Source organism: Streptomyces sp. NPDC101160 (assembly GCF_044768205.1).
Classification (GTDB): domain Bacteria; phylum Actinomycetota; class Actinomycetes; order Streptomycetales; family Streptomycetaceae; genus Streptomyces.
On record NZ_JBIWPJ010000008.1, the window covers coordinates 352,492 to 366,140 of the forward strand.

The 13,649-nt window shown below is 74.9% G+C and carries 9 protein-coding genes; 6 read left to right on the top strand and 3 right to left on the bottom strand.

What is annotated here, in order from left to right:
- Positions 1–9 precede the first annotated feature (9 nt).
- Entirely contained in the window at positions 10–1,167 is a 1,158-nt protein-coding gene (locus ACIRSU_RS27355) for an acyl-CoA dehydrogenase family protein (protein ID WP_403797253.1), read from the bottom strand.
- A gap of 76 nt (positions 1,168–1,243) precedes the next feature.
- Here ACIRSU_RS27355 and ACIRSU_RS27360 point away from each other — a divergent pair, with 76 nt between their 5' ends.
- From ACIRSU_RS27360 to ACIRSU_RS27375, 4 genes are all read left to right on the top strand, one after another.
- Positions 1,244–1,960, top strand: coding sequence for a TetR/AcrR family transcriptional regulator (locus ACIRSU_RS27360; protein WP_403797256.1), 717 nt, complete (start codon positions 1,244–1,246; stop codon positions 1,958–1,960).
- Positions 1,888–3,285, top strand: coding sequence for a HEAT repeat domain-containing protein (locus ACIRSU_RS27365; RefSeq protein ID WP_403797259.1), 1,398 nt, complete (start codon positions 1,888–1,890; stop codon positions 3,283–3,285). Before ACIRSU_RS27360 ends, ACIRSU_RS27365 begins: the two co-directional genes overlap by 73 nt.
- A gap of 18 nt (positions 3,286–3,303) precedes the next feature.
- Entirely contained in the window at positions 3,304–4,017 is a 714-nt protein-coding gene (locus ACIRSU_RS27370) for an ArsR/SmtB family transcription factor (protein WP_403797262.1), read from the top strand.
- Between the two features lie 278 nt (positions 4,018–4,295).
- Positions 4,296–5,207, top strand: coding sequence for a DMT family transporter (locus ACIRSU_RS27375; protein ID WP_403797264.1), 912 nt, complete (start codon positions 4,296–4,298; stop codon positions 5,205–5,207).
- A gap of 10 nt (positions 5,208–5,217) precedes the next feature.
- On the opposite strand, the gene ACIRSU_RS27380 is transcribed toward ACIRSU_RS27375, so the two are convergent.
- Both ACIRSU_RS27380 and ACIRSU_RS27385 read right to left on the bottom strand, forming a co-directional pair.
- Positions 5,218–6,297: a Zn-dependent alcohol dehydrogenase gene (locus ACIRSU_RS27380; protein WP_403797267.1), complete on the bottom strand. Its 1,080-nt coding sequence runs from the start codon at positions 6,295–6,297 to the stop codon at positions 5,218–5,220.
- Positions 6,298–6,341: 44 nt separating this feature from the next.
- Positions 6,342–7,733, bottom strand: a complete 1,392-nt coding sequence (locus ACIRSU_RS27385; RefSeq protein ID WP_403797270.1) for an aldehyde dehydrogenase family protein — start codon at positions 7,731–7,733, stop codon at positions 6,342–6,344.
- A 352-nt stretch (positions 7,734–8,085) separates the two neighbouring features.
- On the opposite strand from ACIRSU_RS27385, the gene ACIRSU_RS27390 reads away from it, so the two are divergent.
- Together ACIRSU_RS27390 and ACIRSU_RS27395 are read left to right on the top strand one after the other, a co-directional pair.
- On the top strand, positions 8,086–10,746 hold the full coding sequence (locus ACIRSU_RS27390) for a S8 family serine peptidase (protein ID WP_403797273.1): 2,661 nt from the start codon (positions 8,086–8,088) through the stop codon (positions 10,744–10,746).
- Positions 10,746–13,628, top strand: a complete 2,883-nt coding sequence (locus tag ACIRSU_RS27395; protein WP_403797276.1) for an FG-GAP-like repeat-containing protein — start codon at positions 10,746–10,748, stop codon at positions 13,626–13,628. Before ACIRSU_RS27390 ends, ACIRSU_RS27395 begins: the two co-directional genes overlap by 1 nt.
- The last annotated feature ends 21 nt before the right edge of the window (positions 13,629–13,649 follow it).

Sequence of the window (13,649 nt, forward strand, 5' to 3'; positions counted from 1 at the left end):
GCCGGCCGCTCAGAATGCCGACACGCCCGTCAGGGCCCGGCCGATGATGAGCTTCTGGATCTGGCTGGTGCCCTCGTAGAGGGTCATCACGCGGGCGTCCCGCAACAGCTTGCCGACCGGGTACTCGTCGATGTAGCCGTAGCCGCCGAAGACCTGGAGGGCGTTGTTGGCGGCGCGGACGGCGGCCTCGGAGGCGTACAGCTTCGCCTTCGACGCGGCGGTGGCGAACTCCTCGCCGCGGTCGACCAGATCGGCGACCCGCCAGGTGAGCAGCCGGGCCGCGTCCACGTCGACCGCGATGTCACTGATCAGCTCCTGGACCAGTTGGTACGAGGCGATGGGCTTGCCGAACTGCTCGCGCTCCCCGGCGTACCGCACCGCCGCGTCGAGGGCGGCCTGGGCGATGCCGACGCAGCCGGCGGCGACCGACATGCGGCCCTTGGCGAGTGCGGACATGGCGACGGCGAAGCCCTTGCCCTCGGGGCCGAGCATGGCGCTCTCGGGGACGCGGACGTCCTGGAGGACCAGTTCGGCGGTGGCCTGGCCGCGCAGGCCGAGCTTGCCGTGGATGGTGCGACGGGTGAGGCCGGGGGTGTCGGTGGGGACGAGGAAGGCGGAGACGCCCTTGTGGCCGGGGGTGTCGTTGGTGCGGGCGAAGAGCAGCACCACGTCGGCCCAGGTGCCGTTGGTGATGAACATCTTGCCGCCGTTGACGACGTACGTGCCGGTGGCCGGGTCGTGGACCGCCCGGGTGGCGAGGTTCCCGGCGTCGGAGCCGGTGCCCGGCTCGGTGAGGCCGAAGCAGCCGAGGGCGTCGCCGGCGGTGAGCCGGGGCAGCCACTCCCGCTTCTGCTCCTCGCTGCCCCATGCGGCGATGGTCTTGGTGACCAGGCCGAGGGAGACGGAGACGATGCCGCGGACCGAGGAGTCGCCACGGCCGAGCTCCTCGGTGACGAGGCAGTACGAGAGGTGGTCGCCGCCCGAGCCGCCGTACTCCTCCGGAACGGTGAGGCCCAGGAAGCCGACGGCGCCGAGCTTCTTCACGATGGACCGGTCGACGTTCTCGGCGCGGTCCCACTCGACGACGTGCGGGGTGATCTCGCGGGCGACGAAGTCCTCGGCGAGTCTCCGGACCGCCTCCTGCTCCGCACTGAGCTCCAGGTTCATCGCGCCGCCCTCCGCCTTGCCGTCGGCCAGTTAATTACCACTGCTAGTTTTATGGCTCACGCCTACTATGTGCGCCATGGCCCGACCGCGCAAGCCCCTCCTCAGCCGTGACCTGATCGTCGAGACGGCCGGCGCGCTCGTGGACGCCGAGGGGCTCGCCGCCCTCTCCACCCGGCGCCTCGCGGCCGAGCTCGGGGTCAGCGGGCCCTCGCTCTACAACCACTTCCGCACCAAGGACGAGATCCTGGACGCCGTCGCGGACGCGGTGAGCGCCAAGGTCGACCTGTCGATGTTCGCGGCGGAGGACCCGCGGGACTGGCGCACGGCCCTGCACGACTGGGCGGTCTCCTACCGCGCCGCGCTCGCCGACCACCCGCACCTGGTCCCGCTGCTCGCCCAGGGTCCCGGGCGCCGTCCGGCCGGTCTGAAGGTCGCCGACGCCGTCTTCGGCGCGATGGTCCGCGCGGGCTGGCCGCCGGCCCAGGCCACGTACATCGGCGCGCTCATGCGCTACTTCGTCACCGGTTCCGCGCTCGGCTCCTTCGCCCGCGGTTTCGTCGACGACGAGACCGCGTACGACCCGGCGGACTACCCTCACCTGGGCCAGGCCCACCTGCTCGCGCAGCGGCGCGAGAAGGTCGACGAGGGGGCGTTCACGACGGGGCTGCGGGCGCTGCTCGACGGCTTGCAGACGCAGTACGACACGGGGGTGCGGGACGAGTGGGGGACACGACAGGGCGCGGAGCGGAGCTCGGGGCCGGACACGGAGCCGAGCTCGGGGCAGAGCTCGTAGCGGCGGTACGGGCGGGGGACGCGGACGGGGTGCGGCGGCTGCTCGACAACGGCGCCGATCCGAACACGCCGACGGACAACGGGCTGCCGGTGCTGTGCCTGGCGGTCGAGGCGTACGACGCGCCGGTCGCCGGAGCGCTGGTCGGCGCGGGCGCCGACCAGGACCGGGAGCTGCCGGACGGCACGACGCCGCTGCTGCGGGCGATCGAGGGCGGCTCGTACGCGGTCTTCTCGGCGGTCGAGGGCCGCGACCCGGGCCTGCGGCTGCGCGGGCCCGCCGCGGACCGGGCGCTGGCCACCGCGCGGAGCTGGTACGAGAAGTGCCGGGCGGCGCCGGGCGGGCGGGTCCGGGTGCCGGACGGCGAGTCGGGGTACACCGACGAACTCACCCTGGACGGGCGCACGGTACGGGACGGCCACGGGGCGATCCTGACCGAGCTGGAATGGGCGCTGCGGATCCTGACGCCGGTGGCGGACCTTGCGGCCCGGGGCGCGGCGCACGCGGACCCCGAGCACGTGGACTGGTGGCTCGCCGTGTTCGTGCTCGGCGCGCAGCGGCGCAGCAGGGAGACCTGGTCCGCGGTGGCCGCCCTGCGGTACCACCCGGACCCCGCGCACCGGCGGTTCGCCGCGGACGTCCTGCGCTGCACGACGCTGCTCCGGGGCAGCGGTATGCACGCGTACGACAAGGAGACGAACGCCCTCTTCGCGGCCTGGGCGACGGAGGAGACGGACGGGCAGGTCCTCGCGGACGTCCTGCGCGCGTGGGCGGGCGAGCACGAGCACCCGGACATGGCGGCGACCGGGCTGCGGTACGCGGACCACCCGCACCCGGCGGTCCGCGCGGCTGTGCCGGACTGCCTGGAGGCGGGTCCGCTGGAACCGGCCGGCCGGGCCGCGCTCCTCGTCCTGTCGCGGGACGAGGACGCGGAAGTGCGCCGTGGCGCGTGCGGCGTCCTCGGCCGGTCGCACGACGGTTCCGCCGCCGGCCGGGCGGCGCTGCTCGCCCTGGCCCGCGATCCCGACGCGGCGGTGCGCTGGGGGGCGGCAGTGGGTCTGGCGGACTCCGACGACCGGGCGCCGGAGGTCGCCGACGCGCTCGCGGCGCTGACCGGCGAGGAGAAGCAACTCGTACGGGTCGCCGCCGCCTACGGTCTGCTGCGGCGCGACGACCCGCGCACCGCCGACGCGTACGAGCGGGTCGGGCCGTACACGGCGGAGTTGGAGCACGACGACCGCTGGTCCCGGCTGTGGAACTGGAACCGGCAGCGCACCCAGGCCCCGGCCGCCGCCTCGGCCGACACTTCGGCCGCCGCCGAAGAGTGACTGCGGCATCCTGAGGCCATGGCACCCAAAGACCTCGCCGCCCTCGCCGCCCTCTTCGCCGACGAGACCCGCGCCGGCTTCCTGCTCGCCCTGCTCGACGGCCGGGCCTGGACGGCCGGGGAGCTGGCGCGGCAGGCCGGAGTGGCCGCGTCGACCGCCAGCGAGCACCTGGGCAAGCTGGTCGCGGGCGGGGTCCTCACGGAGGAACGGCAGGGCCGGCACCGGTACGTACGCCTCGCCGACCCCGGCATCGCGCACCTCGTCGAGGACCTGGCCACCCGCTCCCGGCCGGCCGTGCCCGAGCCGCCGCGGACCCTGCGGGCGGCGAGCGCCGGGCAGGCGATGGCGCGCGGGCGGACCTGCTACGACCATCTCGCCGGCCGGCTGGGCATCGCCATCACCGAGGCCATGACCGAGCGCGGACTGCTCCGCCAGGACACCGGGTTCGCGCTCACCGACGGCGGCCTGGCCTGGTTCGCGGACCTGGGCATCCCCCTCGTCACCGGCGCCGGCGGCGGCGGCAGGGGCCGGCGGCCGGTCGCGCGCGGCTGCCTGGACTGGACCGAGCGCAGGCCGCACCTGGCGGGCCTCGCGGGCGCGGCGCTGTGCCGGCACGCGATGGACGCCGGCTGGTGCGTACGGATCGGGTCCGAGCGTGCGGTGAAGGTGACCGCGGCCGGGGAGCGGGCGCTGGAGGCCGCGCTCGGCATCGCACCGGCGGCGCTGCGCTGAGCGGCACACGGCCGGGCGCCGCCCGCGCGGCAGCGCTGTGGCCCACGCCCCGCGCGGCGGCGCTGCGCTGAGCCCCCGACCGCCGGGCGCCGCCCGCGGCGGCGTGCCGCGCTCAGCCGCACACAGCGGGGCCACGCCCCGCGCGGCGGCGCTGCGCTGAGCCCCCGACCGCCGGGCGCCGCCCCAGGCGGCATGCCGCGCTCAGCCACCCACCGCCGAGCAACGCCCCGCGCGATATTGCGGTGACCGCCGAACGGTCCGCGCCCTACGGTCGTCCCATGCCGAACCGATCCTCCCGCCTCGCGCTCGCCGCCGCCGGTGTCACCGTCGTCCTGTGGGCCTCCGCCTTCGTCGCCATCCGCAGTGCCGGCGCCGCGTACTCCCCCGGCGCTCTCGCCCTCGGCCGGCTGCTCGCCGGTGCGCTCGTGCTCGGGCTCGTCCTCGTCATACGGCGGGAGGGACTGCCGCCGCGCGCCGCCTGGCGCGGGATCGTGCTGTCCGGACTGCTCTGGTTCGGCGCCTACATGGTGGTGCTGAACTGGGGTGAGCAGGAGGTCGACGCCGGGACGGCCGCGATGGTCGTCAACATCGGCCCGATCCTGATCGCGCTGCTCGGCGCGAAGGTGCTGGGCGAGGCCCTGCCGCCCCGGCTGCTCGCCGGGATGGCGGTCTCGTTCGCGGGCGCCGTCGCGGTCGGACTGTCGATGTCCGGCGAGGGCCACGCCTCAGTGCTCGGCGTGGTCCTCTGTCTGCTCGCCGCGATCGCGTACGCGGGCGGGGTCGTCGCCCAGAAGCCGGCGCTCGCGCACGGCAGCGCGCTGCAGGTGACGACGTTCGGGTGCCTGGTCGGCGCGGTGGCCTGTCTGCCGTTCGCCGGGCGGCTGGTCGAGGAGGTGGGCCGGGCCCCGCTGTCGGCGACCCTGAACATGGTCTACCTCGGCGTCTTCCCGACCGCGCTCGCCTTCACCACCTGGGCCTACGCCCTGGCCCGGACGACCGCCGGGCGGATGGGCGCGACGACGTACGCCGTGCCGGCCCTGGTGGTGCTGATGGCCTGGCTGTTCCTCGGCGAGCTGCCGGGGCTGCTCACGCTGGGCGGCGGGGCGCTGTGCCTGGCGGGCGTGGCGGTGTCGCGGTCCCGGCCGAAGGCCACCGTGGTGGTGCCCACGCCCGGGACCGTACAGCGATAGAGGAACAGCTCTAGAAGACGACCAGCGCGCGGCCGCCCTTGCCCGCCAGCATGTTCTCGAAGGCGCCCGGGATGCCGTCCAGGGTGATGCGTTCGGTGACCATGGCGCCGAGGTCGAGGCGGCCCGCGCGGATGTGCCCGGCGAGCACGGGCAGGTCCTCGGCCGGGTTGGAGTTGCCGTAGACGCAGCCGGACAGGGTGCGGCCCCAGTGGAAGATCTCCAGGGCGTTGAAGGTGACCTGCTGGTCCTTGCCGCCGATGCCGACGACCGTGGTGCGGCCGCCGCGCCGGGTGGCGTCCCAGGCGGTACGGATGGTGGCGGCGCGGCCGACGCACTCGACGGCCACGTCGGCGCCGTGGCCGCCGGTCAGCTTCCGGATGTCCTTGGCGGTGGTGTCGGAGGCGACGACGTACTCGGTGGCGCCGGCGGCCCGGGCCAGCGCCTCCTTCTCGGGCGACACGTCGACGGCGACGATCGTCGACGCCCCGGCGATCCGGGCGGCCTGGAGGGTCGCCAGGCCGACACCGCCGACGCCGAACACGGCGACGGTCTCGCCCGCGCGGACCCGGGCGGAGTGGTGCACGGCGCCCCAGCCGGTGAGCACGGCGCAGCCGAGCAGCGCGGCCTCGGTGAGCGGCACGCCGTCGGGCACGGGCAGCACGCAGTTCGCGGCGACCACGGTCTCCTCGGCGAAGGCGGCGACGTTGAGCCCCGGGTGGAGCTCGGTGCCGTCCTCGGTGCGGGCGTGGACGTTCGCGGAGCCGGTGAGGGCGTTGGCGCAGAGCCACACCTCGCCGAGCGAGCAGGGGTGGCAGGCGCCGCAGGACGGCGCCCAGTTGAGGACGACGCCGTCGCCGGGGGCGACGTGCGTGACGCCCTCGCCGACGGAGACGACCGTGCCCGCGCCCTCGTGGCCGAGGACGGCGGGGACGGGCACCCGCATGGTGCCGTTGGACAGCGAGAGGTCGGAGTGGCAGACCCCGGCGGCGGCGAGGCGCACCCGGACCTGGCCGGGGCCGGGCTCGGGCAGTTCGATGCCGGTGATCTCCAGCGGAGAGCCGACGGCGGGCAGGACGGCGGCGCGGATCACGCGTGGGGCTCCTTCGGGTGGGTGCGGCCGGGACGGTACGACGCTCAGAACTGCAGGGACTTGGTCTGGAGGTACTCGGCCAGGCCGTGCGCGCCGAGCTCGCGGCCGACGCCGGACTGCTTCCAGCCGCCGAACGGGGCCAGCGGGTTGAACCGGCCGCCGTTGATGTCGACCTGGCCGGTCTCCATGCGGCGGGCGAAGGCGACGGCCTCCGCCTCCTCGCCCCAGACGGCGCCGGCGAGCCCGTACACGGTGCCGTTGGCGATGGCCAGGGCGTCCGCCTCGTCCTCGTACCGGATGATCGAGACGACCGGGCCGAAGATCTCCTCCTGGGCGATCGTCATCCCGGGCGTGACGTCGGCGAAGACGGTCGGGGCCACGTAGTAGCCGGTCTCGCGCGGGGCCTCGGGGCCGCCGGCGACCAGCCGCGCGCCCTCGGCGAGGCCCTGCTCGATGTAGCCGCGGACCCGGTCGCGCTGCCTGGCGTTCACGAGCGGACCGACGCGCTCGCCCGGCACGTACTTGGCGACGGCGGCCGCGGCGAGGGCGACGGCCTCCTCGTACTGGTCGGTGTGGACCAGCATCCGGGTCCAGGCGCTGCAGGTCTGGCCCGAGTTGGACATGACGTTGGCGACGCCGACGGCGACGGCCTTGCCGAGGTCGGCGCTGGGCAGGATGACGTTGGCGGACTTGCCGCCGAGTTCCAGGGCGACCCGCTTGACCGCACCGCCCGCGAGGGCGCCGATCTTCCGGCCGACGGCCGTGGAGCCGGTGAAGGAGACGAGGTCCACGTCCGGGTGCTCGGCGAGCGCCTGGCCCGCGACCGTGCCGAGGCCGGTGACCAGGTTGAAGACGCCGGCCGGGAGGCCGGCCTCGTGCACCGCCTCGGCGAACAGCTGGGCGGTCAGCGGGGTGTCCTCGGCGGGCTTGAGCACGACGGTGCAGCCGGCGGCGAGCGCCGGGGCGGCCTTGGCGACGATCTGGTGCAGCGGGTAGTTCCAGGGCGTGATGGCGGCGACCACGCCGACCGGCTCGGAGTAGACGGTCGAGTTGCCGACCTTCTCCTCGAAGGGGTGGCTCGCGGCGAGCTCGGCGTACGAACCGGCGACGGCGATCGGCAGCCCGGCGTGCACGGCGGCGGCGAGCTGCGGGGGCGCGCCGAGCTCCGTGGTGACGGTGGCGGCGATCTCCTCGGCGCGGGCGGCGAGCGCGTCCCGGAGCGCGGTGAGGCGGCCGGCCCGCTCGGCGGGCGCCGTCGCGGCCCAGCCGGGCAGCGCGGCCCGGGCGGCGCGCACGGCGGCGTCGACGTCCTCGGCGTTGCCGGCCGGGACGTGGGCGACGACCTCTTCGGTGGCGGGATCGATCACGGCGATCGTCTCGGCGGAGGCGGCGGGCCGCCACGCGCCACCGATGTACATGCCGTCGTGGGCCTTCATCAGCGGTGTCTCCTCTGGGGTCGGGGGTGTGCTGCCGGCGCCGGCCAGGCCTTGCCGCTGACACCGGCCACCCAAACTAGCGCTGTTAGTTTTTCGGCGCCAGGTCCCACCTGCCTGCTCTCCCTGGTACGGACCGATCCTCGCCCGCGCCCGCGCGCCCTGTCCACGGCCCGGCCGGACAGCCGTGCCGGACGCGAACTGGCGGGTTCCGCCTTGCCCGGCGTGCCCGAGCCGGTAATTCCCCAGTAACGGCGCGCCCCTAGCGTCCGGGCCCGAGCCCGTCCCGCCCGCTCGGCCGCACGAGGGCGGGGCGCCGGCTTCCCCCCGTACCAGCGTTGGAGGAGCCACCCACATGCACCTGCCCCGCTCACCGCTCAGGCGCGGAGTCACGGCCTGGGCCGCGACCGCCGTCACCACCGCCACCGCCGCCGCCCTGCTCACGGCGCCCGCCGCGGCCGCCGCCCCCTCCCCCGTACCGGCCGCCTCGCCGTCCGCTGCGCCGTCCGCCAAGGTCGACGCGGGAGTCCGGGAGACCGTCGCGGCCGGCCGGGAGGCGACCTTCTTCGTCGTGCTCGCGGACCGCGCGGATCTCGCCACGGCCCGTGCGCGGCGCGGCCACGCGCACAAGGCGCGGGCCGCCTACGACGCGCTGCGGGCCGAGGCCGTCCGGAGCCAGCGTTCGCTGACGCGCTGGCTGGACGAGGCGAAGGTCGGTTACGAGTCGTACTGGATCGCGAACGCCGTGAAGGTCACCGGCGGCAAGGAGCTCGTCGAGCGGCTCGCCGCCCGGACGGACGTGGCCGCCCTGCGGCAGGAGCGGCACTACGCCCTCGGCACCGTCGCCGAGGGGCCGGTCGCCGGGGAGGCGGACGTCTCGAAGGCGGTCGCGTCGAAGGCGGTCGCCCCGGAGGCGGCGGCGACCCCGGAGTGGGGCGTCAAGGACATCGGCGCGGACCAGGTCTGGGGACAGTACGACGACCGCGGCGAGGGCATCGTCGTGGCGAACGTCGACTCGGGCGTGCAGTACGACCATCCGGCGCTGAAGGGCAACTACCGGGGCAACCTCGGCGACGGCACCTTCAGCCACGACTACAACTGGTACGACCCGACGGGCCAGTGCGCGGGCGGCGTGCCCTGCGACAACAACGGGCACGGCACCCACACGATGGGCACGATCGCGGGCGCGGGCGGCATCGGTGTCGCACCGGGTACGAAGTGGATCGCCGCCAAGGGGTGCGAGGCGCGCAGCTGCTCCGACTCCTCGCTGCTGAAGTCCGGACAGTGGATCCTGGCGCCGACCGACCACAACGGGCAGAACCCGCGGCCCGATCTCGCCCCCGACGTCGTCAACAACTCCTGGGGCGGCGGCGAGACCACCTTCTACCGGGACATCATCCAGTCCTGGAACGCCGCCGGCATCTTCGAGGCGTTCGCCGCCGGCAACGCGGGCGACGGCACCACGTGTTCCACCACGGAGGCGCCGGGCGCGCAGGCCCCGGCGTACGGCGTCGGCGCCTACGACGCGACCGGGAGGATCGCCTCGTTCTCCGGCTTCGGGCCGTCCCCGGTCGACGGCTCCATGAAGCCGAACATCTCCGCGCCGGGCGTCGACGTCCGCTCCGCCTGGCCGGGCGGCCTCTACCGGGCCCTCTCGGGCACGTCCATGGCGACCCCGCACGTCGCGGGCGCCGTCGCCCTGCTGTGGTCCGCCGCGCCCTCGCTGATCGGGGACATCGACGGCACCCGGGCCGTCCTGAACGCGTCTGCGCGGGACGTCGACGACACCCACTGCGGTGGCACGGGCGCCGCCAACAACGTGTGGGGCGAGGGAAAGCTGGACGTCCTCGGCGCCGTCGACCGGGCCCCGCACACGGCGGCCACCGTGACCGGCACGGTCACCGACCGGGGCACCGGCGCCGCGCTCGCCGGGATCACCGTCACGGCCGCCGCGGCCGACGGCTCCGGGCGCCGCTCGGTGACCACCGACGCCGCCGGCACCTACCGGCTGCACCTGACCGCGGGTACGTACACCCTCGGCGCGAGCGGCTACGGCTACCGCGCCCTGACGCAGGACGGCCTGACGGTCACCGGCGGCGAGGCCCTCGCCCGGGACCTCGCGCTCGACGCCGTACCCGCGCACCCGGTCTCCGGCACCGTCCTCGACGTCACCGGCAAGCCGCTGCAGGGCGCCACCGTCCGCTTCACCGACGCGCCCCTGGCCCCGGTCGTCACCGACGCCGCCGGCGCCTTCCGCTTCCCGGCGGTCGCCGAGGGCGCCTTCACCCTCACCGCGACCCCCGGCGCGCCCGTCCTGTGCAACGGCGGCTACAGCTCCGTCCTCACCGTGGACGGCGCGGAGACCGTCACGGCCGCGCTGCCCGCCCGTACCGACGCCTCCGGCAACAGCTGCCGCCCCGCCGCCTACTCCTGGATCACCGGCACCACCAAGGTCCGGCTGTCCGGCGACGAGAACGCCACCACGCTCGCCCTGCCCTTCCCCGTCACCTTCTACGGCGTCCCCTACACCCAGGCCCACGTCACCACCAACGGCCTGGTGAACTTCCTCGCCCCGCGCCTCGGCGACTACGTCAACACCACGCTGCCGGACGCCAACCAGCCCAACGGCATCGTCGCCGCCCACTGGGACGACCTCATCCTGGACGCCAAGTCGGCGGTGCGGACGGCCGTCACCGGCGCCGCCGGGCAGCGCCGCTTCGCGATCGTCTGGGAGAACGCGGCCTTCGCCGCCGACACCAGCCGACGGATCACGTTCGAGGCGGTCTTCGAGGAGGCGACCGGCGCGATCGTCCTCCAGTACCAGTCGCTCAGCACCGGCCCGTACGCGGCGGGCGGCCGGGCCACCGTCGGCATCGAGAACCAGGCCGGTACGGACGCCCTGGAGTACTCCGCCGACCAGCCGGTCCTCACCGACCGCTCCGCGATCCGCTTCGCCCCGAGCTCCCCGGTCTCCCTGAACTCCTCGAACTCCCCGAACTCCCCGAAGGGGGCCTGATGTCCCACCGATCCCCGCGCGGCGTCCGCCTCGCCTCGCTGCTCGCGGCGGCCGGCCTCGCCCTCACGGCCGCCCTGCCCGCCACCACCGCCCACGCCGACGACGAACCCCTCGGCCGCGTCCTCACCGACGCCCAGGCCGACGCCCTGGAGCGGCGCGCCGAACCGGCCGCGCCCGAAGACGTCACCCCGCAGAACGAGGACCGCCCGCCGGCCTCGCTCCAGGGCGCGACCGAGCCCGTGGCGGCCGGCGGGCTCGCGCTGAAGCGGGCCTCCGCCCTTGAGACGTACCAGGGCCAGGCCGACACCGCCCAGCTCGGCGGCGGCCGGGGCGACTTCCTCGCCGTGCACAGCGCGGGCACGGTCACCCGGCTCGCCGCAGACGGCCGCACGGTCTGGAAGCGCGACAACGCCTCCCTCTACACCGACTGGCAGGTGAAGAACATCCGCCCGTGGGAGACCGAGCCCTACCCGGCCCGGATCACCATCGGCTTCAACGCCAACAGCCCGTTCCTGGACGCCTCCGACCGGGGCTGGACCCAGGGCGACCTGACCGGCGACGGCATCGCGGACGTCGTCTTCACCGCCGACGTCGGCAACAACCCGTACCGCCCGTTCACCTCCCCCGGCTCGCCGCTCACCACCGGCACCTTCGTCACCGTCCTCGACGGGGCCACCGGCCGCACGCTGTGGTCGAAGCTGTACGCCGACATCCAGCAGGTCACGCTGGTCGGCGACACCCTGGTCCTCGGCGACCAGCCGTCCACCAACCCCAACGCCCCCAAGGACGCCACCTCCTCCCTCCAGACCCTGCGCTTCACCCGCTCCGCCGACGGCGCGCAGCTGACCGCCGCCACCGCCTGGACCTACGAGACGCGGGAGCGGAACGGACGCTGGGGCTCCACCCTGCCGCTCGGCGACGGGCTGCTCGCCGTCTCCTGGTACGTGAAGAAGACCGCGACCGCCCCCGCCACCGGGCACACCCTGGTCCTCGACACCGCCGACGGCACGGTGAAGTGGCGCACCGACGGCGGTCTTTACGGGCGACAGCTCGCCCAGGACACGGCGCGTGGCCGGCTCGTCGCCCTGGAGCAGGCCGACTACCGGGACGGCGTCCGCTACGAGATCGCCGCCTACGACCCCGCGACCGGCGCCCGCACCACCCTCGACACCCGCGTCAACGCCCTCGGCATCGGCCTTCGGATCGGCGAACTGCGCGGCGAGGCCGGCCCCGAGTACGTGGTGAGCGAGTCCACGCTCGACGCCTACCTCTACGTCAACACGGCGACCGTGCGGGCCCTGGACGGCGCCGACGCCACCCAGCTGTGGTCGTACACGGTCAAGCGGGACGAGTCCAACAGCAAGGACGGCGACTCCGCGCTCGGCCTGCGCATCGTCGACGGCCGGGTCCTCGCCTCGTACTTCACCACCGCCGACAAGGAGACGGCCGCCAACCCGGGCGGCTCCCGCTACGGCACCCTGGTCGCCCTCGCCGGCCGGGACGGCTCGGTGCGCTGGCAGCACAAGGGCCCCGACGTCTCCCCCCTCTACGCCCAGCCGTATCGGACGGAGGACGGCGAGTGGCGGGTGCGGACCGTCGACAACGAGCAGAACATCCGCTCCTTCCGGCTCGGCAACGGCGGCCAGTCCTCCCTGACCCCGCTCCAGGGCAACCTGCACGCCGGGCTCGCGGCCGACGTCAACGGCGACGGCCGCAAGGACCTGGTCGTCGGCGGCCAGTCGCAGGGCCTGTGGGCCTACGACGGCCCCTCGCTGGCCGCCGGGAAGCCGAGGCTCCTGTGGCAGACCACCCTGCCCGGCTCGGTCCAGGGTGACCTGCGCATCGGCGACACCGACGGCGACGGCCACGCCGACGACCTGGTGGTGGCCGCCGACAAGGCCGCCGTGGTCGTCGACGCCCGCACCGGACGGATCCGCGCACGGATCGACGGCCGGGGCCGGTTCGTCCGCTCGGTCACCGTCGCCGACCTGGACGGGGACGGCGCCGACGACATCCTCGTCCCCACGGACGCGGTCCGCGCCTACGCCGGCTCCGGCCGCGAGTTGTGGGAGTACGCCCCCGGCGGCGGCGCGCAGGGCAGCGAGCTCGCCTTCTCCGACCTGGCGGTCGCCGACGGCAAGGTCCTCGGCTCGTACCAGACCCGTGGCGTGCTCGACGTATCGGGCACGGTGGGCGGCATGGCCCTCGACGCGGCCACCGGCGCCCTCGCCTGGCGGGCCGCCCCGGCCTGGACCGGCGACCCGGACACCAAGGTCTACGCCGCTCAGCTCTACCACGGCGTGTACGCCTCCCCCGGCATCCCCTACGCCGACGGCCACGCGGTCGTCCACTCCTGGATCGTCCGTGAGGGCGCCTACTGGACCACCTACCTCGAGTTCCGTGACGTCCGCACCGGCAAGGTCGTGCACACCGCGACCGGCGGCGGGGCGTGGACGGTGGGCAACTGGTTCACCGGCGACGAGGGCCTGGTCCTCGCCGGCACCGCCAGCCTGCGCACCTTCCACCGGGACGGCGCCGAGTACGAGATCTTCACCCTGCCGACCCTGCACCGCGCCGAGTTCGCCACCGGCCCCGGCGGCCGCCGGCTGATCGTCGGCGGCACCGAGGGCGCCGCCTACGTATGGGACCCGGCCGTCCTCACCGCCGGCCACAACTACCCCGACCACCTCACCCGGCTGAACGGCTACGCGACGCAGAACCTCGTCGTCGCCGACCTCACCGGGGACGGCGTGGACGAGGTCGTCGGCCTCGGCAAGGACGACACCGGCTTCGACCGCACGATCGAACTCTCCGGCGGGCGCTATCTGCTGTCGGACTACGGGCTCCGCGGCCTGCTGACCGGCGTGCTGTCCGCTTCATAAATTCCGTCCCTTCCCACAAGA